Raw genomic sequence first — 24086 nt, 5'->3', positions numbered from 1 at the left:
ATGAAGAAATAGTCGAACAGGTTTCGCAAGCGTGGAATAAATTCATTTCTGTTCCTGATACGGTTAAAAGCATATGCTCTAGAGACTGGATAAAATTGACTTAATCTTTATGCAGATTGGTATTACTAGGTTCTAGCTAAAGCAGACTAGCCTAAGCAGAGATACTAGATAAATAGTGATGGAAAAACAAACATCACATTGCACTTGTTATTTATAAAAAGCGCATGAAGGGTAATGCTATATTTATCCTTGTTTTAGCATATACTCATGCAGCAATTCAGGAAACTTTTCCTGCGGTGGAAACTTACAAAAACTGTGCTTTGCCCCCGTACTAGCCCACTCAAGTTTTTCATCCGTGTAAGTTTCAATGAATGGTTTGTAGGTGCGAGAGTCATCTAGCATTGTTGAGCGAACATTTACAAAATCATCCAAACCTTCTAGGTGGGTAAATAACCAGCTCATACAATGTCCACAAAAAAAGTGCTGCGTACTACTGTCATGCAGCCCGCCAATAACAGGCGCTCCAGATGTAATAGAAAAGGCAGCTCGCTGAAATAATGAGCTTAAGCTAAATGCGCTAGACGTCATTTTCTGACAGCCAGTGCAATGACAAGCCATAGTGATCATTGGCTTTGCGCTAACTTCAAACTTTACCTGTCCACAACGACAATGGCCTTTTGTTTTATGAGATGTACTGTCCATTATAATCTTCCTTTAAGTTCAATTTTATCAACGCCGATGCTACGTTGAATGTATCACAAATAACCTTAGCACATGCTACAGGGTTTGATTGCGCTATAAAATGTCCGCCTTCAATCTCAACTTGGCTGAAGCTGGAACACATTGACGCTAAGTACTTCACCGCACTCACGCTTACCAGTAAATCTCTACTAGGGCGAATATAAGTCACTGGGCAATCTAACTCGCACTGTTGTTTTGAAAGGCCAGCTATGTTGCCTAATCTTAATTTGAGTTTACGTTTATTCGCTGTTTGCAGCGAAGCAAATACGGGATAAACCAACGTTTGGCTACCCGTTAAACTAAAACCAAACAGATAAAGTAGCTTTTTACTTAAATAATTTGCTGACAGTAAGCTAACGGGTAAAAAGCCTGCCAACTTAGATAACAAAGAAGGCGCTGAGATAAAGCTGGCCAAAAATACGATGCCTTTCACACGACTGCCAAGTAGCTTATAAAGCTCATAAGCCACCGGCCCAGAATAAGACTCCGCGACAATATAAATATCAGTATCTTTAAAACGCTTTGCTATTTCTGCCGCTTGTTTAGCATAAGTTACGCCTTCAAGTGATTCATATGAGATCACTTCAGTATTTATATTTTCAGGCAAGTTTTTTGTCAATTTAGCAAACAGACGGCCAGTCCCGTCAAGGCCAGGAAGCAGTATAATTTTCATATTTAAATTCAGCACCCAACGTTAGCATTCAAATACTTGAACTTTGATTTTGGCCAAGTGCTTTTGTGCACAAAAATCATGAGCAAAAAATATGAAACGCTAAAACGGCAGCAGGCACTTACTCTAACTCTAACCAATTTTCTATCACCCAATCTTTGAAATCACCATTGTGTAGATTGTGTGTAAGATCATCATGATCGTAGTATCCAATATTATCTTTTTCATTTATGGTGAAATAATTTCCATTCTCTTCGCAGAAAACAATAAAATCCTTAGGAACTCCAGATTGACGACCATCTTTTGTCATTCTTCTTAGGCAACAATACGGTTGTAAATCTGGTAGTACTAAACCTGGCTCTCTTACACCGAAAGTAACGCAACTAGCTTCAAGCATGAACTTGCGATATTGAGCTGGGAATTTAAAAGATAAGTCTTTTTCAGCACAAGACACTTCGTCTTCCGTTGGTAATAGTAAAGGCTTTGGGACCGGTTCATTCTTTTCTTTTAATAGTGCTATGACTTCTTCAATTTGCATTGTATTTTCCTGACTTATAAATGCCTATCAAACGCGGTAGCTTTAAACAACAAAACAGCACAAAAGTGGTTACCGCGATGTCGATTTTATGTAATCTTTAGTTTGATAACACATTTCGCACTTGTTCTTCATTCTCAGCATATTCGTCTACAAGATAATTAATCAGCTCGTCGACACTGCGGCCAATTTCTCTAACTGCACTTGGGCTATCGATATAATATACGATGAAAACAGGCGTCGCTCCCTCAAAATAAAAACCTGTTATCATGTCGTCTGATTCCCACAGCGGAATTACGTCTAAACCAGGTGATGAAAACCCGTCTGGTTCAAGATAATACTTTGGTTTATTGCACCTAAACTCAAGGTCTTCGTGCACAAAATCGCCTAGAGTGAGCTTCATTAAGCCACTCGTCAAATTGAGCTTAGCAATTTTTAGCACTCTAGCGTGCTCAGTGATCCTCATAGCATCCTACTCTTTGGTATAACAACCTTAGAAGGATTATACAGGGCCTTCTTAGGTATTAAAGTTACAATAGTTCTTATTTGAAGTATCATCTGAATTTAACACGCGCATTTCAAAATCGTTCGCTAGCGAGTATGTTGCCAACACTTCTTTGACTTCTCTAGATTTAACTACAGCAGCACATGCAGAAAGAATTCGTCTGCTTTAGCAGATGGCTCGCTTGCAGACTCATAACTTTGTTGCATTTCAATTGCCAGTTCAGTAGCTTGAGGCCACTTGGAGAGGTACGTAGATGTGAAATCGTATAGTCTCCACTGTGCCATAAAGTCTACGTCTCGTGAAAACATTTCCATCTCTGGTTCATCGTTCGTTAAAAAGCTCAATTCAAAATAGCCATGCCATGCAAAACATCCAAAATCGAAAACTAACATTGTTTGATTGCACAGCCGATGTCTCCACATTTTTAGTTCGTTTACAAGTATAGTTTGTAGTCGTTGACGAAATTCTAAAACTTCCATTTTAATACCCTATTTTTATCTGATCAGAACCCATGGCAAATCAGTCAGGTAATATGCGCTCATTAAGTGAATTTACAATAAATAGAGCCTATTACTCCCAAACTCTACCAAACTATGGCAAGACACTTCTGCCATTTCAATTCGAAACCCCTGAACCTCAATTATCCCTTCATTTTTATCAAAACTAACCGAATACACCTGGCCAGTTTTAGGTAAAACGAATTTATAGGCGTTAATTTTTCAAAGCTTTGCGCCAAATATAACTATGACCATTACATTGTCTGAAGTAACTCAATACTCATAATTCATTATTTTAAATTAATGTTTACTCATGGATCAAAGTTAGTCTTTAATTCTGCCTAACAGTTCAATTACTTCTTGCACCACCCTATCTGGTTCATCATTTTGAGGATAATGATAGCTCTTATCAGTTAATACAGCTTTACCTTGTGGAAAAGACTCAGCCCAAGCTGAATGCAATTCGCCCCACATTTTTCGGCCTTCATCGGTAAAAAAGAGTAATGGCGGATTTTTATACTTTTTCACGGATGCAATAACGGTTACTGGAATATCTGGGATCTGTGGATAATCTGGCAATGGTCTTTTCGCCCAAAAGTCCAGATACTGGTTGGACATACCATTGGCCATATCGTCTAATTTCACTTGTGCTATTTCTTTCTCAGCTTTTGCAAGATCAATTTGGCGCATGATATCAACATCACGCTCCGAAGCAGGCTCAATCAGCATGAGGGCTGAAACCCACTCAGGGTAAGTTGCAGCGAATCGTCTTGCGGTATAAGCACCATATGAATGAGCAATATAGACGATTGGTTTTTCAACGTGTAACGCTTCAAGTAACATGAGAGCTTCGTTTGCATACTCTTCCGAGCTGTAATTTTTTCTCAATTGCGTAGAACCGCCGTTACCAACTCTTGAATAACGAATGATGCGGGCTTCCTTTGCAAACTTTTCAAAAACCGGCTCCCAATCAGACAACCCCGCAGAGCCACCAGCCTCTAAAAATACAGTATGCTTGCCACTCCCCGCGATTTCGTACTCAACATCATAGCCATTAACCTTAATAAAACTAGGCTTGGCAAACACACTTGCCGTGACAAAAAAATAGCAAAGCATCAATCCAAATTTGACTTTTCCTCCTTAACGACTAAACCTGTAGATAAACTCATTTTAAATTCACTTTTATTAATGAACCATAGCCAAGTTACTATTTTGGTTCAATTATTTTTTGTATTAAAAGCTAGAGTAATAATCTTATTCGCGGTGGTTTTTTCAGACAGCTTAATTAATTTAGTATCGACTGTAACTATGCTTCGGCACACAGCAAAAACAAGAAAGCGCGGTGTAAACACCACGCTTTCAACTAACTCAAATCTGCTTAAAACTTACCGCTTATGGCTTATGGCTTAAAGCGCTAGTCTTCACTTTCCATAAACCGTTGCAATTGGTCTTTAAGGTTCGGCGGTATACCTTTAATAACTAACGTATCAGTGGCCTCATTGTACATTACCCGTTCGCCTAAGTGTTTGCGCTCAAAACTGATGCTCACGCCGCCGCCAAGGCCAGAGAATTTAACCATACTGGTAACAGTTTTTTTATCGACCGGGAATGACTCTTCTAGGTCATAGCTTTGCTCTTTGCAAAAGCTTTCAAATGGGTTGTCGTCACCTTTGGTGAGCGTTGCTGATAACTCGCTGACGTTAGCATCTTCACCAGTAGTAACGCAGTCATTACAGTAATCAAATACTTGTTTACGCAGATCGTCTTTTTCAGATTTATCAAATTGTTGCTCTGATAAATAATCTTCAACTGCATTGAGCATTACTTGGCTTTGCTGTTTAGGATCTATGCCTTCTTCGCAACCTAAAAAGTCTAAGAAAAAGTCGGCGACTTTGCGCCCTGCTCGGCCTTTAATAAATGAGATATAACGATTGTCTTCTGCTTGGGTGTCCCACGCAGTTAAATCGATGCGTGCAGCTAGTTGCATGCGGGAAATATCTAAATGGCGTGACGAGGCTAAATCAAGCTCAGAGGTAATAGAGTAATGCTCTTTGATGTTGATCATTGCAATCAGCATATAATCGGTTGCTACGTATTGATAATGACAAAATACTAAATAGCCAGTTTCGTTAAACGCGTACTTATCAAGTTCCTCTTTAAGTACAGCTGAAGCTTGCTCTGTCATGTGCCAAAAGCCAAGCTCGCTATTGCGGTAACTTTGCATGGCTGATGCAACTACAGAGTTTTTATCACCACTAAAAGCACAGTACCCTTTACCTGGTTTGCCGTTGTATGCGTGATGAAGTTGCTCGATGAATACAGCGACTTTATCATTCACTGCCATTTCGTCATTGCGCAAATGAATTTGCGTATCGTCGTCTTTTTTGTCTACATAATGAACGACTAACTTTTTAACATCTATTGCCATCTTTGTTTTTCACGCCTCTGGTGTTAAAATGTGAGAATATAACTCTTTTATTGAACCAACTGATGCCAATCTTATCAAAATATTCTAATGATGAAGTAGAACAAATCGTCGATCAGCTCATTGATGTGTTAACTAAGCACAATGCGCCGGTTGATTTAAGTCTTATGTGTTTAGGAAATTCTATCACGCATATCTTAAAAGAGCATGTACCAACAGGGAAAAGACAAGCGGTTGCAGACAATTTTGCCAAAGCACTTGCGCAATCGGTTAAATAGACTTTATGAATTTATCGCAGCACAATCAGTTTTCGTCTAAAGCGAGTCAATTATTAAGTTGGGGGCATTTGTTTACTTTTGCCAATATCGGCTTAGTGTTGCTTATAAGTTTAAGTTACTTATTTGCTGACTCTCCTCCCACCAGCTTTATGGGTATGCTTTATATGCTAGTGACATGGCTTAGCCACACTAGTTTTATTACCTTTATTGCCTTTGTGCTGACGGTATTTCCGCTAAGTTTAATATTTCCTTACCCACGTCATATCCGCGGTATGGCAGCAATACTTGCCACCTGTGGTGCATCACTACTGACGCTTGATGCCTATGTGTATTTTAATTTAGGCTACCATTTAAGTAGCTCTGCATTACCTGAAATTATTACCTTATTATGGCATCGTTTAACCAGCTCTCCAGCGCTGACAACCCTGCTCGCTGGCGGAATTGTGATGCTTATTTTTGCATTTCAATTATTAGCAAGTAACTATACATGGCACCATTTAGCCCGCTTAAAACAATATAAATTTGCTCGTTACGCCAGCTCATTGTTATTAGTCTGTTTTGCGATGAGTCACAGTATTCATATTTGGGCTGATGCAAATTTGAAGTTTGATATTACTAAGCAAGATAATGTCTTACCCTTGTCCTACCCAACGACAGCAAAAAGTTTATTGGCAAAAAATGATTTACTTGATATTGAAAGTTACGAGCAAGCGCATAACGTAAAGGTTAATACACAAAATGTAGATTACACGGCTCCAACACCAATTGCTCGCTGTGAAGAATTTACTGCTGCGACAGTCGATATTTTAGTGTTTAGCTCTGCGCCTGCGTTAACTAATTTTGCTAAACAGCACAAAAATTTAAATAAAACCGAGCAGCTTTTACAACCCGTTCATCATCAAGATGTGCTATTTAGCTTGATTTACGGTTTACCTGCATACTACAAGCCAGCCTTAATGACAGAGCAAACATTGCCGGTGTGGCAAAGTAATCGTCGTAGTATTAGTGTCAGTGGCTTTAATGATTTTAACTATATCAATAGTACAACAGCGGGTGATGCAGCAATTCGTATCATTAACGCCGATGAAAACACTGCGCTTCGTGAGGGAGTCAATCAAGTATTTGCATTTAGTTTAGCCGATGTTGATCACGGTATTGTGAGTGCTTCATCTTTATACAGCACGGATAGAAAAGTAACCCGTACTGAAGGCTTGATCCAACCAAGCGATTTAATTGCCACAAGCGTTGGCCAATATTTAAATTGTGCTGATATCGCAAAGCAAAGCATGCTAGGCGTTAATTTGTATAACAAAAAAGGCGATATGGGCGTTAATTATTCGCAAGGCGTATTTATTGCCTATAAGAAAGACCGTATTACATTAATTGATTCTGATGGTAATTATAAAAATATCTCTGCTGCACAAGGCTTTTCAATAGAGCAAGGTTTAGATATTCCGTTTTTAGCACAAAGCATTAAAAAGCTAAAAACCTTTACCGAATAACTGCTACTGGCAATTTACCCAAGTTAGGTTATAGTTTTCATATATGATTATGCCCTAACTAGGGAAGGCTAGCGTAATGAAACTGTGTACTCTTTTCGTTATTTTTATTAGTTTGCTATTTGTTGCTGATCAGGCGGCTTCCGCAGATCAATATTACAAGTGCGTAACCGACAGAGGCACTACATTTAGCCAATTCCCCTGTGGCGGGCAGGCAACGCAACATAAAATAGCAGTGTCGCCCAACGTCACTCCGGCTACTGTAAATCATGTCAAAGCGCTTAACTCCCTTGAGCGTGAACAAATTATTCGTAATCTCAACGCTGAGATACGCAGTGTTAAATATAAACTCGCCATTTTGAGTCGTGACCGTGATCGCGCTGAATACGAGCAACTGCAAAGGCTAAATCGTTTAATGAGTGATGATGATAAAAAAAAGCTGAGTAAAGAGATAAAAAAGCAGCTAAAAGTGATCAATAAAACGTTTGCCAAAAACACCAAAACGACCACCAAACAGCTCTCCGCACTCGAAAAAAAACTGAAACGTTATGAATAAACTATTGGGTTTTACCAATATATAGCATACTCTTAACATGTGTAGAGCATATACTCTACAGGTCATTTTGGAGTACCCGTTCATGCAACCACAAAACATTGCCGAGCTAATTTTAAATGGCTTTAAAAAGCATTATAAATTATTTCAGCAGATCACCGCACAAGCACCTCTGGCATTTGCAAATAAAAACTGGACAAAAATGCACGACATTAGTCGCTTGCGGATCACTTATTACGATGATCGGGTTAACGAAACCACCCAGCAACTACAAAATCAGCAATTAGCCAATCAATTGGATGAATCACTCTGGCTGCAAACAAAACAAATCTACCAGCACTTTTTAACGTTTCATCCACAAGCAGAATTAGCCGAAACATTTTATAACTCTGTGTTTTGCCGCTTATTTCATCGACGTTATTTTAATAATGATTTTATTTTTGTAAAAGCCACCTTGGCAGATGCTCCTGCGCTTCCTGTAGAAGCAGAATACCGCAGCTACTTTCCTGTTGTAGACGGCTTAAAGCCCACTATCCGTAAAATAATTAATCAATTTGATTTTAAAGCCGATTTTGTTAATTTAGAGCGCGATATACGACTTTTAGTAAAAGCGTTTTATAAACAAGCACCCGACACCCATCACCGTGCGTGGCAAATGCGCTTTGACATATTACAAACGCCGTTTTATCGCAACAAAGCAGCCTATATTGTCGGCCGTGTAGTATCACAAAGTGGTGTGCAGCCATTTATTATTGCGGTGTTACATCATCAAGAGCAAGGTCTGTATCTCGATGCTTTACTGACTAACTCATCGCAAATGCGGGTTATTTTTGGCTTTGCTCGTGCTTATTTTATGGTTGAAACCCACGCTCCTTCCGCATTAGTTCGGTTTTTAAACCAACTAATGCCCAACAAAACCTTAGCAGAGCTTTACAATGCCATTGGCTTTCATAAACAAGGTAAAACCGAGTTCTATCGCGAGTTTTTAACCCATTTACAACGCTCCAGTGATGATTTTGTGATTGCCCCTGGCACACCGGGCATGGTGATGATGGTATTTACCCTACCTTCATTTGATTATGTATTTAAAATAATTAAAGACAAATTTGGTGAAAGTAAACCATTTGGCCGCGATACCGTTCTCAAACGCTACCAATTAGTTAAAAGCCATGATCGGGTTGGTCGTATGGCAGATACCATAGAGTATTCTAACGTCGTATTCCCTGTTGCGCGTTTTAACGCTACATTGCTTGCACAGCTTAAACAAACTATTGGTTCATCAATGATCATCGAAGGCGACTTACTGATCATCAAACATATGTATATTGAGCGACGCATGACGCCACTGAATTTATATTTAGAAAAAGCTAATACTGAAGATGCCGCTGTTGCCATTGCAGAATATGGCCAAGCACTCAAGGAAATGATCGCCGTTAATATTTTCCCAGGCGATATGTTGCTTAAAAACTTTGGTGTCAGTAAACACAAACGCATTATTTTTTATGATTATGATGAAGTGCAATATTTAACAGACATGAACTTTAGAGCACTGCCTAAAGCCAAAAGTTATGATGACTACTTAACCAATGAGCAAAGTTACTCTGTGGCACCACAAGATGTATTTCCAGAGCAGTTATGCACTTTTGTAATGCCGAACCCGCAATACAAAGCAGTTTTCAGCCAAACACATCCAGAACTATTAGACGTCGCATTTTGGCAGCAAGCGCAACGAAATATAAAAGCAGGGGTCGTTAGCCATATCTACCCTTATCCAGCAGCGCAGCGTTTTATCCATCAATGGTAGACGAAAGGACACACAATGAATATCAGTAAAATAGATTTAAACTTACTCGTTTATCTCGACACATTATTACGCGAATGTAATGTTACTCGCGCCGCAAACCAGCTTAGCATTACACAGCCGGCAATGAGTAATGGTTTAAAACGTTTACGTAACCTGTTTAACGATCCGATCTTAGTACGCACCAGTGATGGTATGGTGCCCACTGAACGAGCTATTGAATTGCAGCCGGTGATCCGTGGCATCTTAATGACATTAGAAGAAACGCTTGCACCAAACCGTGAATTTGAGGCCAGCCAAAGCAAACGGGTATTTAGGATTATGGCCAGTGACTATGCTGCCAGCACCTTAGCACCTAAGCTACTGAGTAAATTACACGATGAAGCGCCGGATACCACACTCGATATTCTCACTCCAAGTGATGTTACTTTTCATGATGTAGAAAACGGTAAAGTTGATATGGCAATAAATCGTTTCGAAAACCTACCGCAGTCGTTTCATCACAAACGTATTTGGAAAGATAGCTTTTGTTGTTTAGTAAAAGCTGACAACCCGATCATTGAAAATTTTAGCCTCGATAGTTATTTAAAAGCTCGGCATATTTGGGTAAGTAAAACAGGTTTTGGTGTCGGGGTTGGTATGGATCCTAAAGACGTACAAAAACTTGGCTGGGTTGATGAAGCGCTCGCCCACTTTGGTAAACACCGAAATATTGCCACATTCACCCGTAATTACCACGTTGCAATACATCTAGCGAAAGAGAAGAACCTAATTGCGACACTCCCTTCAAAAGCCGCTAATATTTATTTAGATGATCATGGTTTGCAAATTCTGGAGCCTCCCTTCCCTATACCACCATTTGAGTTAGATATGATTTGGAGCCCATTACTTCACAGAGATGCCAGTCATATTTGGTTACGCCAAAAAGTAGCCGAAGTTGCAGATGAATTAAAGTAACGCTCTTACAAAAGCCCTGTAAAATTTGCTTACTGGTATTTTCAAGTAAGCAAACATCAATTTAAAAGTATTAATAATCATGATGTTAAAATAATTTAAAAATGGAATGGCAATTGCTTTAAGTTACTTGAACTTTAATATTCATTTAACTTAAAGAGGTCAATATTATGAATGCCCAGCAAGGAAACGAAGTAAATCATATCACTGACATTATCCAAGTAATGAACAGCGGCATCGACTTTTATGAAAAGGCGCAGGAAAAAGTACAAGATCCAGCCATTGGTGCGCTATTTCAGCGTATGATAGACGCACGTAAAGTCAGCGTTGAAAACTTACAGCCTTACGCTATTAATCAGCAAGGTGAACGAGAAGATGGTTCGTCTTTTGCTGTTGAAGCTCGCCGAGCATATACCGCACTGATCACAAAATTTAGTGCCAACAACGACCAAATTTATGTCAAAGAGCTTGAAGAAGTGGAAGATAAAACACTTGAAGAAATTAAAGCTGCCATGAAAAAACCACAACCGCACGATTGTGAAGCCGCCCTCGCTAAAGTATTACTGACCATGCAAAGCTGTCATACGGAGATGAGCCGTATGCAGAAGCATTAACCACAATGCTTAAATGAAAGCCCAGCCACGCGCTGGGCTTTTTTATGCTCATAATTATAGTTAAATGATTTTTATAACAAAATAATGCAAATAATTAATAAAAATAGCATATTTATTTAACCACAGCATGATTTTAATCGTCTAGGCTTATTAATAGGTACCTACTATCCCGCTGTGGCGCCGCAGCATTTTATCAAAAATAACAAGGTTCCATTATGAGAAATAAACAACATGTAAACCCACAAAACGCTGACGTTGATATGACGCCGATGCTTGATATTGTATTTATACTTTTAATATTTTTTATTGTTACAACTTCATTTGTAAAACCTGTGGCAATAGAGCTGCAACGGCCTGTAGATAAACCCAGTATTGATAAACAAACTAAAAGTGCTCATTTTAGTATTGACCAAAGCAATGCGGTGTATTTTGCGGGGCGATTAATTGACTTAAACCAAGTTGCCACTAACCTTGCGATGTTTGCTGCGAAGTATAATATCGCCACAGTACAAATAGCCGCTGACGAAAACAGTACGCATCAAACTTTAATGACAGTAATGAATAATATCAAAGAGTATGATAACTACCCCATTGCACTCACATCACACTAAAAGCAAAAAAAGGGCCAGACGGCCCTTCAAAACTAAATAACGTAGGAGAAGTTATTTTTAGAATCGGTATTCAGCACCTACATAGTAGTAAGCACCGTTAAAACCAAATGGTGCTGAACGGCGTGAGTACTCAAATACACCGGTTGAACTGATAATAGTATTACCAGAAGCATCAACAATTGTGCCTGAGCGAGAATTACCTATGGTATTTTTATCAGGGTAAACGTCAAATAAATTGTTTGCACCAATATTTAGTGACAAGTTGTCTGTGACAAAATAATTTACTTTTATATCGGTAAGAATTTCAGCGCCGTAAGTCTGGCGACCGCCATCTTCAACCGTGTATTCGCCATAACGATTGAGCGATAAGTTTACCGTCCAATCTTCAAGGCGATATAATGCACTTAAGTTTACTCTGTCTTGTGGTTGCCATTCTTCGATGATTGAGGTTTCTTGCGAAGAAAATACATCTTCGACAGGGATCGTTTCCAAACCACTGCCCGCAGGAGTAAATAAATCAACCACATCGGTTTCAGTAAAGTTAGCCGCTAATGTAAAATCTAGGGTACCACCTAAGCCTTCCGTGTTCCATGTCGCAACAAAATCCACACCTTGCGTTTCGGTATCTGCACCATTTAAGAAAAACTGCCCTGCACCTGCGCCAGAACTAACCAATGCAGCATCTAGCGTTGATGACAACCCTTTACCTAAACGGTTACTGATCACAATACGGTCGTCAATATCAATTGAATAATAATCAACGGTAACATTAATATTATCCGTCACGTTATACACAATACCTAAGCTCATGTTTTGTGACTTTTCTTCTTTAAGTTTTGGAATACCAATACTCTGTGCAAGTGTGCTGTCGTTTCTAAAAGTACCAACTTCTTCTGCAATTAGATCGCCATTAGGACCAACTACAAACTGGGTACTGATATTATTGAAATACAATTGCTGCATTGATGGTGCTCTAAAACCAGTACTCACCGCACCGCGCAGTGAAACGTCATCAGTCACCGACCAGTTACCCGCTAACTTAAAGTTAACCGTATCACCAAAGCCTTTGTAGTTATCGTAACGCAGTGCGCCAGAGATAATTACATCATCAATAATGTAAGTTTCAGCATCAAGGTAAAACGAAATCACATCACGTGATTCATCCACAGAAGATTCCGGCGATGAACCACCAAAACCTTGAGTACCACCTGCTGCATTTTCGCTGCCAATACCACCGCTCATACCATCGTAAATATTAACACCATTATTAGTATCATAATCACGGTAAGCGTATTCACTGCCTTCTAAAATACGATATTCATCGGTGCGAAGCTCGGCACCCATTGCCAGTGAAAAATTATCATAGTCTTGTGTAAAATCAAGATTGATTGTTTGCAGTGATAACTCCATGCCATACGCATACGCTTGGCGAGGAATAGTGGCACGAATATCATCAGCACTTAAACCTTGATCATAACGTAATAAATTAGCGTATGAACCATTGATAGTGTCACTAGTGGTATAATCGATGCTGTTTTCACCATAGGTGTATGACAGGTCAAGACTAGAGCTATTATCAAACTCTTTTTTAAAGCCAAAGTTATACGATATATCATCAATGGTGGTGTTGATCATTGGCAAGAAGCCCATCGGGATCACCGCATCACCATCTTGTAAAACAGGGTTGCCATCAGCATTGGCATTATGACGGAAGAACGCGGCTGATTCGTTATCTCGGGTTGAATAAGTAATAAAGCCATAGAGCTCACCACCAGCAAGTTCATAACCGGTATTCACCGTTAAAGCAAATTGTTGCGAGTCTGCATCACCAATTCTAAACGTATCACGTGGTGCAGTCAGCTCACGAGGATCGCCCGCTAACAGCGTGCCATCATCAAGCTCTGTGCAACCATAAAACTGGCAAGAGCCATGTAAACCGGCACGATTTGTAGGTGCACGGTCGCGGTAGTTGACAGTGGTATTTAAATAACCATCGTCGCCTAGCGCAAAGCCTTTATTAAAATCAACCGTAACGGTTTCGCCATCACCTTCAGAATACTGGCCATAGTTAACTGCGGCTTTACCGCCTTCATCAGCATCTTTTAATACGATGTTGATAACACCCGCAATCGCATCTGAACCATATTGTGCAGCCGCACCATCACGTAGCACTTCGATACGTTTAATTGCAGCAGCTGGGATCGCATTCATATCTGTACCTGCAGTACCACGACCTACAGATGTATTAATATGGATAATGCTGGCTTGGTGACGACGTTTACCATTGATAAGTACTAATGTTTGATCTGGCCCTAAGCCACGTAAAGTGGCAGGTCGTAGTGCATCAGTACCATCACTGATCGATGAACTTGAAAAGTTAAAAGACGGTGCGATAGCTTGTAACATACGGCCGACTTCTGTTTGTCCGGTATTTTCTAGCGCTTCAGCACTTAAAATATCAACAGGTACGGGTAAGTCTTCGACCGAACGCCCTGCTACACGGCTACCAACGATGGCGATTTTTTCAATATTTTCTTGAGCGGCTTGTTCTTGTGCATTAGCAACTTGGCTATTGGTTGCCATTAAAAGTGGTATTACAGCAGCACTGACCCCTGAAAGCTTTCTCATGTTGTTATCATTCCTATTGATTTGTTTGAGTTTTATACTCAGTAAACCATTTTGATCAACAACCGCATCGAGTTCAGTATTTTTCAGCATTGTACTAAGCGCTTCTAACTGAGTGTAATAACCATACACTGATTGAGCTTGGTATTGTTTTGCTAAGTCAAACGAAAAAACCACGGTTTGTTCTGTTTGTTTTGCAAACTCTATCAATGCTTGATCTGCTCGCTGCGCTTTTATATCAAATTGTACCATCTGTGGATTTGCAGCCTCAGCCTGAACATTTAGGCTAAATACTAAAGGTGCTAATACAATTAACCCACAAATTGGATACGTTTGGTTACTGCGCAACTTATACAAACAGTTGAGAAAGAATAATCCGCTATGCAATCCTATTTTTTTATTAATTATTTTTTTACTTTTTATATTTACCATTGTAACTTCTGACACTTTAAATCAAAGAGCAAGCATAAGCTTAGCTGTGATCACCGTGTTTTAGGCTTACGATATGTTCACCTAAACGTTCATGCTCAATGGCTAAATTGATGCGCAGGCTATCAAGTAAACCGATAATATCACCGGCTTTAAACACCCCAGCCACTTTTAAAGAAGCTAATGCAGGATCAGCAAGTTCAAAACGCGTTGCGGTATAGCGACTCACTTCTTGCAGTGCTTCGCTTAACGACTCGCCATTAAAAATTAGCATACCTTGTTGCCATGCCAGATCCCGTTGTACATCATCTTGTGTTAACCGTTTGATTGGCTTAGTAATGCTTTCTTTAATTAATGCTTTTTCGCCAGAGATAACAATACTAGCATTAATTTTTTTCACACTGTCGGTATCATTACTAGCACTTTGCAATTGAACAAAATCATCAGCATTTACTGCAACCGAAGGATCCGTGATCATCACTTTACCCTCAGTAACAACCAACTCAAGATCCGATGCTGCATTACGTTGCACATTAAAAACAGTCCCCAGTGCGGTAAATGACTTATCGCCCGCCATCACCGTAAATGGACGTGCGGCATCTTTAGCAACATTAAAACGCCCTTCGCCTCGACTTAAAATCAGTTGTCGGCGGTTTTTTGTATACGCAACTTCTAATAAGCTATTGGTATTTAATTGCACTATCGTACTATCTGGTAGCACAAACGTTGCTTGCTCACCGACTTTAGTACGGTAAATTTTACTGTACTTGGCTTGTTCTTGTGGTGTTGTTGGCCACTGTTCAATACCAACAAATATAAAGCTGGCAACTAGCAATGCGGCAAAGACACTTGCCGCAATCGAAAAATTAATTTCTCTGCGGGCAGGCTTATTGATGCTATTTTTATTGGGAAATAAGCTACTCAACTCATTTAATACGCTCAGTTCATCCCATAACTGGGCTAACTCAAATACCGCATCTTGATGAGCTTTATTTTGTTGCACCCAGTGCTGAAATTGCATACGTTCTTGCTTTGATAAGCCCCTATCCATAGCACTTATCCAACGACTGGCATCTGCTTGAATAGCATCTTTAGACGAAAATTGATGAATATTACTCATTTTCCCACCCTCCTGGCAGGTTCAATAGTGGCACTGCTGTGCTCACCTAACTGCTCATGTTGCTGCATGTAGCGCATAGATTGTAACAGACCTTTGGCAATATGTTTTTCAACCGTACTTTCACTTAACTTCATTTGCGCTGCGATTTCTTTTTGGCTCATGCCATATACTTTCTTTAAAATAAAACATTTTCGCACTGGCTGGCTTAGTTGCTCAGTAGCACGGCAAAACAGTAAAAAGCGCTCTTTTGAGGTCACTTCATCCTCAAGCTGCATAGATCGCAACGACTGCTGATAATCATCAGAGGTATCTAATGAATCGCAATGCTGATTATCCCATTTAGCAATATGGTTAAGCGCCAAATGCTTGGCAGTCTTTAGCATATAACTGCGCGTATATTTAATATCTTGTTTTAAATCAGCCTGATAGCTCTTAACAAAGGTTTCTTGTACTATATCTTCCACGTCATCTGGTTGTACAATCCGCGAAACAAAACGTCGCAACTGTGAAGACAGATCAATAAATGTTGTAGATAATGTCGGCTTGCGCGTCATTATTAACTTTACCCTTGCTATTATTATTACGCCTAGGGTACGAGTTTTAGCGCCAATTACAAGGCAATTTGTTAATTTTGTGGTTATTAAAGCAGTTTCGCTAACAAAGCACTTACAGCACGTCATAATTAAGCTATTGTCATACAAAACAATGACTTCATTATTTTATAAACAGCTTTATTGCGGGGCGCATAAAAGCGCTCAATTATTTAGTTATTAAACTAAATTACGCTTTAAAAACCACGGTTGCTGCGACTTGGTTCATATAGCCCTAATATGTTCTACACTCTTTAAAATGCAATGAAAAAAATAAACACCAGCATATACCTGTAAAAATTTAAGGTATACACTCGTATTTAACTAAGCTAAATGGATTAAGCACCACGTAAGTCAAGCTGATGATAAAATCAACAGAATGTCATGCTATTAGCTTATAAAATGTTACATATTATTTATACTTAACAATTGGAACTGTGGAGTAACCATGCGTCTGTCTTTCGCACCATCAAAATTATCTTTATTCTTATTTACCTCGGCTTCGTTGTTTCTACAAGGTTGTAGTGAAGCACCTAAAGCCGAACAAGCAGCAATGCATCCAGCAGCTGTGGCAACAACCATAGCAACCTATGAAGATGCCCCATTCACTATTGAACTACCGGCAACCTTATCAGGTTCTAAAGAAGTTCAAGTACGTGCCAGAGTAACGGGGATCCTAGAATCTCGTAACTTTGATGAAGGCCAGACAGTTAAGCAAGGTCAGTCACTTTTCACTGTGGATTTAGCCCCCTATCAATTGGCGGTTGAAAGCGCGCAAGCAGCTCTTAATGGTGCAAAAGCATCTTTAGTGCAAGCCGAACGTGAAGTGAAACGATTAGCCAAACTACGTGCTGAGAAATCAGTCTCACAACGGGATTATGATAACGCCAGCTCCACCCAAGATATTGCTAACACGACGTTAGAGGCCGCGAAAGTTGCATTAAAAGAAGCCCAACTGAATTTAGAATATGCGCAAGTAAAAGCACCTGTCGCTGGAGTGGTGGGCCGTGAATTTGTGTCGGTAGGTACTTTTGTATCAGGTCCCGATCTATTATTAACGCAAATTACCCAGTTTGATCCTATTCGTTTACGATTTGGTATTTCTGAGCGTGAACAATTACAAATGCGTCAAGATGTTGCAAATGGCTCATTATCGCTGCCAGAAAAAGGTCAGTGGCACACGAGCATTAAATTGCAAGACGGTTCACTCTCCAATAAAAGTGGCAAAGTTAACTTCTCCGATGTACGTATTAATCCAAATACCGGCACCAGCGAACTACAAGCAATTATCCCCAACACTGATTTTGAACTTCGCCCAGGTCAATTTGTGCGAGTGATGTTAAGTGGTGCGGTACGCAAAAATGCATTTGTAATACCACAACGTGCGGTACTTGATAATGGCACTGGTAAATTTGTTTATGTAGTCGCTAAAAATGAACAAGGCGGCACGATTGCGCGCCCAGCTCCCGTTGAAGTAGGTGAGTGGATCCAAAAGCCAGATAATCAAGGTGATAAAAACTTTTGGTTGATTAAATCAGGCATACAGCAAGGCGATGAAGTGATCATCGATGGTATGGCAAAGATTTTCTTTCCAGGCATGCCAGTGGCCGTTAACAATGCAACAAACAACGTAAGCGCAGAATAGGCGCAGGGAGTTTTATGTTTTCTCGTTATTTTATCGACAGACCTATTTTTGCGTTTGTGATCTCAATTGTTATTGTGCTGGCGGGCCTGGCTGCCATGCGCAGCTTGCCGATCGCCCAATACCCTGAAATTGCCCCACCCGTTGTGCAAGTGACAGCAGCCTATCCGGGTGCGTCGGCTGAAGTACTCGAACAAACCGTAGCCGCGCCGATTGAAAATGCGATTACCGGTGTTGAAGGCATGATGTATATGTCTTCAACCTCGACCAGCTCTGGTGCAACAACCATTGAAATAACGTTTGAAATTGGCACCGATATTGACCAAGCAGCAGTTAACGTCAATAACCGTGTAAAGCAAGTTGAAGCTCGTTTACCTGAAGAAACACGGCGCCAAGGCGTGGTGGTGCAAAAAGGTTCATCGAGTTTTTTGCAAGTTCATGCGTTTTATTCACCGGACGGCACTCGTGATAGTCTATGGACTTCAAACTATGTCACCCTGAATATTTTAGACCGTATTAAACGTGTTCCTGGTACAACGAGTGTACAAATTTTTGGTGCGAAAGATTACGCCATGCGTATTTGGCTGCGCCCTGATGTAATGAGTCAGCTCGGTGTTACTGTTGAAGAAGTCGCAGGGGCAGTTCGCAGCCAAAACTCTCAATATGCAGCCGGTTCGATTGGTGCAACCCCCACTTCACAATCAGCGCAAGAGCTGGTTTACAGTGTTACCGCTCAAGGGCGTTTATCAGAGCCTGAACAATTTGAAGAAATCATTATTCGTTCAAACCTTGATGGCAGTAGCTTACGTTTAAAAGACATTGCCCGTGTTGAACTTGGTGCAAAAGATTATAACTTCAGAGGCACTATCAACGGCAAAGAAGCTGTACTATTAGGTATTTTCCTACAACCTGGTGCCAATGCACTTGATGTAGCAGCAGAAGTTAATGGCGTATTAGCAGAGTTAACTCAGCAATTTCCCACTGGACTTGCTCACTTAAATTCGTACGATACCACCCGTTTTGTTGAAGTCTCGATCCGCGAAGTAGTGAAAACACTACTTGAAGCAATGGTACTGGTTTTCTTAGTGGTGTTCTTATTTTTACAAAATTGGCGCGCCACACTGATCCCAACTCTTGCCGTACCGGTGTCATTACTTGGTACGTTTGCTGGCATGTATATGCTTGGTTATTCTATTAACTCATTGACTTTATTTGGTATGGTACTGTCTATTGGTATCGTAGTGGATGACGCCATAGTGGTACTTGAAAACGTAGAGCGTATCATGCACGAAGAGCATGTGAGCGCCCATGAAGCCGCAATAAAAGCGATGAAAGAAGTATCAGGACCTGTTGTTGCTATTGTTCTAGTACTTTGCTCAGTGTTTGTGCCAATTGCATTTCTAGGTGGCTTAACTGGCGAACTATTCCGTCAGTTTGCGATCACCATTTCAATTGCTGTGAGCTTATCTGGCATAGTTGCACTAACAATGACCCCTGCTTTATGTGTGCTTATTTTAAAACAAGAGCATAAACAAACCGCAAGCTTCTTTTTATGGTTCAACCGTGTATTTACTAAAATAACCAGTAAGTATGTGGGTGCTGTTGGTTTTATGGTGCGCCGAGGAGCATTAGGTTTATTGCTGATGATTGGTATGGTGTCAATTACCATTGGCCTTTGGAAAAGCACTCCAGGTTCATTAGTGCCTGATGAAGACCAAGGCTACTATATTTCAGCTATTTTCTTACCTGACGGCTCATCCCTTGAGCGTACAGAAAAAGTAGTAGCTGAAGTTATTAGCGCCGTACAATCTAATCCTGCCAATGAAAATGTGGTGGCATTTACAGGCTTTGATTTTATTGGCGGCGGTTATAAAAACAGTGCAGCCACCTTATTCGTCACCCAAAAACATTGGGATGAACGAGAGGTTGATACTAAAAGTTTGGTTAATGAGCTGTTTATGAAAACTGCGCATATCAACGAAGCACTTGTTTTAGCGTTTAACCCCCCTGCTATTTTTGGTTTAGGGAGCACTGGCGGATTTGAATTTTATATTCAAAACAAAGGCGCAGGTGGCCCAGAAAAACTGCAACAAGCCATGGGTTTAATGATGGCTGAAGCACAAAAAAGCCCTATTTTAAGTGGCCTACAAACGTTGTGGCGACCAAATGCACCGCAACTTAAAGTTGATGTAGATCGTGAACAAGCCCGCGCAATGGGCATTGAAATTGACGATGCCTTTACAGCCCTTGCCGGCACACTGGGTACTTATTATGTGAACGACTTCAATAAGTTTGGCCGAGCTTGGCAAGTACTCATGTCAGCAGAAGCTGAATTTAGAATGAAGCCTGATGACATTGGACGAATTTATGTAAAAAACAGTCAAGGTACTATGGTCCCTATGTCTGCGTTTACTAATATTGAATATAGCCGCGGACCAGAAAATCTAAATCGTTATAATAACTTGCCTGCGGTAAAACTGCTCGGTAATGCTGCACCCGGTTACAGCTCTGGCCAAGCAATTGCTGAAGTTGAACGTATTGCAAAAGCAGTATTACCACCGGATATGACCTACGACTGGACCGGCTCTGCGTATCAAGAAAAACGCAGCTCAGGTACCACAGGAATTGCTTTAGGCCTTGCGGTGATCATGGTTTTCTTAATCCTTGCAGCACTATATGAGCGTTGGTCATTGCCACTATCGGTGATGCTAGCATTGCCATTTGGAACCTTTGGCGCATTGGTATCAATCTGGTTAGTAGGCATGACTAACGATGTGTACTTCCAAATCGGCTTAGTGACCTTACTTGGTTTAGCCAGTAAAAATGCCATTTTGATTGTTGAATATGCATTGATGAAACATCAACAAGGTTGGAGCGCAAGCGCTGCAGCACTTGAAGCTGCCCGCCTTCGATTTAGACCCATCATCATGACTTCGATGGCCTTTATTTTAGGTGTAGTGCCATTAGTATTGAGCTCAGGCGCCGGTGCAGGTGCACGTCATAGCGTTGGTACTGGCGTTATGGGCGGCATGATGGCAGCAACCTTCCTTGCCGTGTTCTTTGTACCACTGTTCTTTTATTGGTTAACTGAGCGCAAACTTACTGAAAAACGCTCGCGAGCAGATTTATCCGATGAAATTGCAAGCCACCACAAGCGTGAACATGTCGACACCCAAGAGGGTAATTTATGATTTAAGCTCAGCTACAAAAATATAAGGGCAAACAGTGGTTTGCCCTTTTTTATGGTAATTTGATAACTAGCAATTTTATACTGTCGGCGCTACTATTAAACTATTGCGTCGAGGAGCCTTATGATGAATAGTGAAAAATTAACCGAGTTTGAGCAGTACTTTCAGATTGATGAAAGTAATCGAGTAAATTTATTTGCTGTTGACGATAGCAAAGTGCCTACTACCTTAGCGCAACTAGAAGCAGATATCCCACCGTTATTTAAATTGGCCAATGAGGTTAGTGAATTAGAGCAAAGCTCGTTAAGACCATTGCGTAGCCTTGGTGATTTGGCACAAGAGCTTGCCGTATTTTTACAAGCACAATCGCGTAAAATCGACTTGATCATGAGCCATATATTAGCCTCAGAGCAGCCCGAAGATAACGCCATTTATTGTGATAGCTACGGCGGTGGCGGTGTCAAACTAACCGATACAAAAGTCTACTCTATTGGCCAAGCATTTCGCACTAAATTATTTTTACAGCATGAAGCCTCTGCTATTTATTGTTACACCGAGGTAGTTGCGGTTAATAAGATTGACGATGAACACTACCAATACACCCTACTTTTTAAAGCCATCCGCGATACTGATCAAGAACTTGTGGTACGTGCTAGTTTACATGCACAAACCAGACAACTGAAAAAGCGTCAGCTGCTGCAACATGAAAGCGATAACTTTGATAACCAAGACACAACAGAGCCAACAAAACCAGAATAATATAGATACTAGCAACCCTCATTTTGAAGTGGCTTGGCTATAGTTGAAATGCTAAACTAATAGCACCTTTGTTTGTTTATTAAATTCATGAACTTTAGACTTTTACCCGAATGGGCTGAGCAAGACGCCGTTATGCTCACTTGGCCACACCAAGCCACTGATTGGTGCGACAATTTAACCGCTGTAGAGCCTGTATACGTGCAATTATGTCAGCATATTTGTAATGCAGAGCAATTAGTGATCATCGCTCATGATGAAGCCTTAAAAACACACATTAGCCAATTATTGCGCAACAACGCTGTTGATTTGAGCCGCGTGCATTTTGTTGTTACTCCCTGTAACGATACGTGGGCACGTGATCATGGCCCATTAACCTGCGCCGCAGTTGCTGATAATAGCCAACTAAAAATTGTTGATTTTATCTTTAATGGCTGGGGTAATAAATTTACCAGTGAATTAGATAATAAAATTAATGCGGTACTGGTTAAACAACTTGCCGATACGCGCAATCAATACCAAGCGCTTGATTTAGTTCTTGAAGGTGGCGGTGTAGAGATTGATCAACACGGTGTACTATTGACCACCAGTGAATGTTTGCTTAATCCAAATCGTAATCCAAATCTAACCCAACAAGACATTGAACAGTGCTTGCGTGAACAACTTGGCGCCACCGACTTTTTATGGGTTGATCATGGCTATTTAGCCGGTGACGATACCGACAGTCATATCGACACTTTAGTGCGTTTTGCGCCTAATGATACCTTAGTGTATGTAAAGTGTGATGATAAAAATGACCAACACTTCAGCGCTCTTGATGCCATGGAAAAGCAGTTACAAGGTTTTAAAACAACAACAGGTAAACCTTATACCTTAATTGATTTACCATGGCCAAAAGCCGTATTTAATGATGATGGCGACAGGTTACCTGCCACCTACGCAAATTATTTAATCATTAATGGAGCTGTACTTGTGCCTATTTATGCTGATGCCAATGACGAATTAGCCTTAGCACAAATTCAAACGGCCTACCCTGAGCATCAAATAATAGGCGTAAACTGCTTACCAATTATTCATCAATTTGGTAGTTTACACTGCATTACTATGCAATTACCCCGTGGATTTTTAGCTGGAGCATCATTATGAGCAGCCCTGCAAATTTAACCGTTGCCTTAGTGCAGCAAAGTAACAGTGATAATGCCGCACAAAACATGGCAAAATCAATTGCCGGTATTCGCGATGCCGCAAGCCAAGGCGCACAACTGGTGGTGTTACAAGAATTACATCGCAGTCTGTACTTTTGTCAAACCGAAGATGTTGATGTATTTGATTTGGCAGAGACTATTCCTGGCCCAAGTAGCGACACTTTAGCTGAGCTTGCAAAAGAATTAAGCATTGTTATTGTTGCCTCTTTATTTGAAAAACGTGCCACAGGGCTTTATCACAATACTGCGGTAGTGCTTGAAAAAGACGGCACAATTGCGGGTAAATACCGTAAAATGCATATCCCTGACGATCCAGGCTTTTACGAAAAGTTTTATTTCACTCCGGGTGATTTAGGTTTCGAACCAATTCAAACTTCTGTCGGCAAACTTGGTGTCTTAGTGTGTTGGGATCAATGGTTTCCAGAGGCTGCGCGTTTAATGGCAATGGCCGGTGCTGAACTATTAATTTACCCAACCGCAATTGGCTGGGATCCACGTGATGACGAAGGCGAGAAAACACGTCAAAAAGATGCGTGGGTAATATCGCAACGCGCACATGCGGTTGCCAATGGCGTACCCGTGATTAGTTGTAATCGTGTCGGTCATGAAAGTGATCCAAGTGGTCAAAGTGAAGGTATTCAATTTTGGGGTAACTCGTTTATAGCGGGTCCTCAAGGTGAACTGCTAGCAGAAGCCAACAACACTGATGAGCAACTGTTACTTGTTGAACTTGATCAAAAGCGTTCTGAAAATGTAAGACGCATTTGGCCGTACCTACGCGACCGTCGTATAGATCATTACCACGATTTAACCAAAATATATCGCGATTAAGAATAAATTAGCGCCTC

22 protein-coding genes are annotated in these 24086 nt (G+C 40.6%); 12 read left to right on the top strand and 10 right to left on the bottom strand.

Annotation, left to right across the window (positions count from 1 at the left end; all coding sequences use genetic code 11):
- Window positions 1-243: 243 nt before the first annotated feature.
- From H5201_RS16220 to yejK, 7 genes are all read right to left on the bottom strand, one after another.
- Window positions 244-702, bottom strand: a complete 459-nt coding sequence (locus tag H5201_RS16220) for a GFA family protein (RefSeq protein WP_182718597.1) — start codon at window positions 700-702, stop codon at window positions 244-246.
- Window positions 683-1414, bottom strand: coding sequence for an alpha/beta fold hydrolase (locus H5201_RS16215; protein ID WP_182718596.1), 732 nt, complete (start codon window positions 1412-1414; stop codon window positions 683-685). The genes H5201_RS16220 and H5201_RS16215 overlap by 20 nt, the downstream gene beginning before the upstream one ends.
- A 118-nt stretch (window positions 1415-1532) precedes the next feature.
- The gene (locus H5201_RS16210; protein ID WP_182718595.1) at window positions 1533-1949 is read right to left on the bottom strand and encodes an SMI1/KNR4 family protein; all 417 of its coding nucleotides are present in this window, start codon (window positions 1947-1949) and stop codon (window positions 1533-1535) included.
- Between the two features lie 97 nt (window positions 1950-2046).
- Window positions 2047-2349 carry a hypothetical protein gene (locus tag H5201_RS16205; protein WP_182785077.1) on the bottom strand — a complete coding sequence of 101 codons (303 nt, stop codon included), beginning with the start codon at window positions 2347-2349 and terminating at the stop codon, window positions 2047-2049.
- A 233-nt stretch (window positions 2350-2582) separates the two neighbouring features.
- Window positions 2583-2930, bottom strand: coding sequence for a hypothetical protein (locus H5201_RS16200; protein WP_182740231.1), 348 nt, complete (start codon window positions 2928-2930; stop codon window positions 2583-2585).
- Between the two features lie 342 nt (window positions 2931-3272).
- Window positions 3273-4064, bottom strand: coding sequence for an alpha/beta fold hydrolase (locus H5201_RS16195; protein WP_182740232.1), 792 nt, complete (start codon window positions 4062-4064; stop codon window positions 3273-3275).
- Between the two features lie 298 nt (window positions 4065-4362).
- Complete coding sequence (gene yejK, locus H5201_RS16190; RefSeq protein ID WP_149982371.1) at window positions 4363-5376, bottom strand: nucleoid-associated protein YejK; 1014 nt, start codon at window positions 5374-5376, stop codon at window positions 4363-4365.
- 62 nt (window positions 5377-5438) lie between these two features.
- Here yejK and H5201_RS16185 point away from each other — a divergent pair, with 62 nt between their 5' ends.
- The 7 genes from H5201_RS16185 to H5201_RS16155 all read left to right on the top strand — a co-directional run bounded on the left by H5201_RS16185 (window position 5439) and on the right by H5201_RS16155 (window position 11683).
- Entirely contained in the window at window positions 5439-5651 is a 213-nt protein-coding gene (locus H5201_RS16185) for a DUF1414 domain-containing protein (protein ID WP_016707302.1), read from the top strand.
- Window positions 5652-5656: 5 nt separating this feature from the next.
- Window positions 5657-7153, top strand: coding sequence for a DUF3413 domain-containing protein (locus H5201_RS16180; RefSeq protein WP_182718592.1), 1497 nt, complete (start codon window positions 5657-5659; stop codon window positions 7151-7153).
- A gap of 76 nt (window positions 7154-7229) precedes the next feature.
- Window positions 7230-7706: a DUF4124 domain-containing protein gene (locus tag H5201_RS16175; protein ID WP_182740233.1), complete on the top strand. Its 477-nt coding sequence runs from the start codon at window positions 7230-7232 to the stop codon at window positions 7704-7706.
- Window positions 7707-7788: 82 nt separating this feature from the next.
- Complete coding sequence (aceK, locus tag H5201_RS16170; protein ID WP_145233564.1) at window positions 7789-9507, top strand: bifunctional isocitrate dehydrogenase kinase/phosphatase; 1719 nt, start codon at window positions 7789-7791, stop codon at window positions 9505-9507.
- A 15-nt stretch (window positions 9508-9522) separates the two neighbouring features.
- Window positions 9523-10461: a LysR family transcriptional regulator gene (locus tag H5201_RS16165; RefSeq protein WP_182785076.1), complete on the top strand. Its 939-nt coding sequence runs from the start codon at window positions 9523-9525 to the stop codon at window positions 10459-10461.
- 167 nt (window positions 10462-10628) lie between these two features.
- Window positions 10629-11072 (top strand): PA2169 family four-helix-bundle protein, encoded by a 444-nt coding sequence (locus tag H5201_RS16160; protein WP_145233559.1) that lies wholly within the window; start codon window positions 10629-10631, stop codon window positions 11070-11072.
- A 215-nt stretch (window positions 11073-11287) separates the two neighbouring features.
- Window positions 11288-11683 carry a biopolymer transporter ExbD gene (locus tag H5201_RS16155; protein ID WP_145233557.1) on the top strand — a complete coding sequence of 132 codons (396 nt, stop codon included), beginning with the start codon at window positions 11288-11290 and terminating at the stop codon, window positions 11681-11683.
- A gap of 57 nt (window positions 11684-11740) precedes the next feature.
- Here H5201_RS16155 and H5201_RS16150 read toward each other — a convergent pair whose 3' ends face one another.
- From H5201_RS16150 to H5201_RS16140, 3 genes are read right to left on the bottom strand one after another with little or no spacing between them, the layout of a single operon-like run.
- Window positions 11741-14740, bottom strand: a complete 3000-nt coding sequence (locus tag H5201_RS16150) for a TonB-dependent receptor plug domain-containing protein (RefSeq protein ID WP_404699194.1) — start codon at window positions 14738-14740, stop codon at window positions 11741-11743.
- A gap of 40 nt (window positions 14741-14780) precedes the next feature.
- A complete protein-coding gene (locus tag H5201_RS16145; protein WP_145233555.1) occupies window positions 14781-15857 on the bottom strand; it encodes a FecR family protein in 1077 nt (358 codons plus the stop codon).
- Window positions 15854-16411 carry an RNA polymerase sigma factor gene (locus H5201_RS16140; RefSeq protein WP_145233553.1) on the bottom strand — a complete coding sequence of 186 codons (558 nt, stop codon included), beginning with the start codon at window positions 16409-16411 and terminating at the stop codon, window positions 15854-15856. The genes H5201_RS16145 and H5201_RS16140 overlap by 4 nt, the downstream gene beginning before the upstream one ends.
- A 484-nt stretch (window positions 16412-16895) precedes the next feature.
- On the opposite strand from H5201_RS16140, the gene H5201_RS16135 reads away from it, so the two are divergent.
- The 5 genes from H5201_RS16135 (at window position 16896) to H5201_RS16115 (ending at window position 24069) form a co-directional block, all read left to right on the top strand.
- Window positions 16896-18092, top strand: a complete 1197-nt coding sequence (locus tag H5201_RS16135) for an efflux RND transporter periplasmic adaptor subunit (RefSeq protein WP_182718582.1) — start codon at window positions 16896-16898, stop codon at window positions 18090-18092.
- Window positions 18093-18106: 14 nt separating this feature from the next.
- The gene (locus H5201_RS16130; RefSeq protein ID WP_182740235.1) at window positions 18107-21280 is read left to right on the top strand and encodes an efflux RND transporter permease subunit; all 3174 of its coding nucleotides are present in this window, start codon (window positions 18107-18109) and stop codon (window positions 21278-21280) included.
- Window positions 21281-21403: 123 nt separating this feature from the next.
- Window positions 21404-22036, top strand: coding sequence for a PilZ domain-containing protein (locus H5201_RS16125; protein WP_149982437.1), 633 nt, complete (start codon window positions 21404-21406; stop codon window positions 22034-22036).
- An 87-nt stretch (window positions 22037-22123) separates the two neighbouring features.
- Window positions 22124-23179, top strand: coding sequence for an agmatine/peptidylarginine deiminase (locus tag H5201_RS16120; RefSeq protein ID WP_182718580.1), 1056 nt, complete (start codon window positions 22124-22126; stop codon window positions 23177-23179).
- Window positions 23176-24069: a carbon-nitrogen hydrolase gene (locus H5201_RS16115; protein WP_145233544.1), complete on the top strand. Its 894-nt coding sequence runs from the start codon at window positions 23176-23178 to the stop codon at window positions 24067-24069. The genes H5201_RS16120 and H5201_RS16115 overlap by 4 nt, the downstream gene beginning before the upstream one ends.
- Window positions 24070-24086 lie beyond the last annotated feature (17 nt).

It is taken from the genome of Pseudoalteromonas sp. SG43-6, assembly GCF_014164365.1.
Taxonomy (GTDB): Bacteria; Pseudomonadota; Gammaproteobacteria; order Enterobacterales; family Alteromonadaceae; genus Pseudoalteromonas; species Pseudoalteromonas rhizosphaerae.
Note: the sequence above shows the minus strand (reverse complement) of the source record. Positions and strands in the feature narration are given on the sequence as shown.

Excerpts from the sequence above, each read along its gene's own strand:
- H5201_RS16220 (WP_182718597.1), bottom strand. The coding sequence starts at position 702 with ATGGACAGTACATCTCATAAAACAAAAGGCCATTGTCGTTGTGGACAG.
- H5201_RS16215 (WP_182718596.1), bottom strand. The coding sequence starts at position 1,414 with ATGAAAATTATACTGCTTCCTGGCCTTGACGGGACTGGCCGTCTGTTT.
- H5201_RS16210 (WP_182718595.1), bottom strand. The coding sequence starts at position 1,949 with ATGCAAATTGAAGAAGTCATAGCACTATTAAAAGAAAAGAATGAACCG.
- H5201_RS16205 (WP_182785077.1), bottom strand. The coding sequence starts at position 2,349 with ATGAAGCTCACTCTAGGCGATTTTGTGCACGAAGACCTTGAGTTTAGG.
- H5201_RS16200 (WP_182740231.1), bottom strand. The coding sequence starts at position 2,930 with ATGGAAGTTTTAGAATTTCGTCAACGACTACAAACTATACTTGTAAAC.
- H5201_RS16195 (WP_182740232.1), bottom strand. The coding sequence starts at position 4,064 with ATGCTTTGCTATTTTTTTGTCACGGCAAGTGTGTTTGCCAAGCCTAGT.
- yejK (WP_149982371.1), bottom strand. The coding sequence starts at position 5,376 with ATGGCAATAGATGTTAAAAAGTTAGTCGTTCATTATGTAGACAAAAAA.
- H5201_RS16185 (WP_016707302.1), top strand. The coding sequence starts at position 5,439 with ATGCCAATCTTATCAAAATATTCTAATGATGAAGTAGAACAAATCGTC.
- H5201_RS16180 (WP_182718592.1), top strand. The coding sequence starts at position 5,657 with ATGAATTTATCGCAGCACAATCAGTTTTCGTCTAAAGCGAGTCAATTA.
- H5201_RS16175 (WP_182740233.1), top strand. The coding sequence starts at position 7,230 with ATGAAACTGTGTACTCTTTTCGTTATTTTTATTAGTTTGCTATTTGTT.
- aceK (WP_145233564.1), top strand. The coding sequence starts at position 7,789 with ATGCAACCACAAAACATTGCCGAGCTAATTTTAAATGGCTTTAAAAAG.
- H5201_RS16165 (WP_182785076.1), top strand. The coding sequence starts at position 9,523 with ATGAATATCAGTAAAATAGATTTAAACTTACTCGTTTATCTCGACACA.
- H5201_RS16160 (WP_145233559.1), top strand. The coding sequence starts at position 10,629 with ATGAATGCCCAGCAAGGAAACGAAGTAAATCATATCACTGACATTATC.
- H5201_RS16155 (WP_145233557.1), top strand. The coding sequence starts at position 11,288 with ATGAGAAATAAACAACATGTAAACCCACAAAACGCTGACGTTGATATG.
- H5201_RS16150 (WP_404699194.1), bottom strand. The coding sequence starts at position 14,740 with ATGGTAAATATAAAAAGTAAAAAAATAATTAATAAAAAAATAGGATTG.
- H5201_RS16145 (WP_145233555.1), bottom strand. The coding sequence starts at position 15,857 with ATGAGTAATATTCATCAATTTTCGTCTAAAGATGCTATTCAAGCAGAT.
- H5201_RS16140 (WP_145233553.1), bottom strand. The coding sequence starts at position 16,411 with ATGACGCGCAAGCCGACATTATCTACAACATTTATTGATCTGTCTTCA.
- H5201_RS16135 (WP_182718582.1), top strand. The coding sequence starts at position 16,896 with ATGCGTCTGTCTTTCGCACCATCAAAATTATCTTTATTCTTATTTACC.
- H5201_RS16130 (WP_182740235.1), top strand. The coding sequence starts at position 18,107 with ATGTTTTCTCGTTATTTTATCGACAGACCTATTTTTGCGTTTGTGATC.
- H5201_RS16125 (WP_149982437.1), top strand. The coding sequence starts at position 21,404 with ATGAATAGTGAAAAATTAACCGAGTTTGAGCAGTACTTTCAGATTGAT.
- H5201_RS16120 (WP_182718580.1), top strand. The coding sequence starts at position 22,124 with ATGAACTTTAGACTTTTACCCGAATGGGCTGAGCAAGACGCCGTTATG.
- H5201_RS16115 (WP_145233544.1), top strand. The coding sequence starts at position 23,176 with ATGAGCAGCCCTGCAAATTTAACCGTTGCCTTAGTGCAGCAAAGTAAC.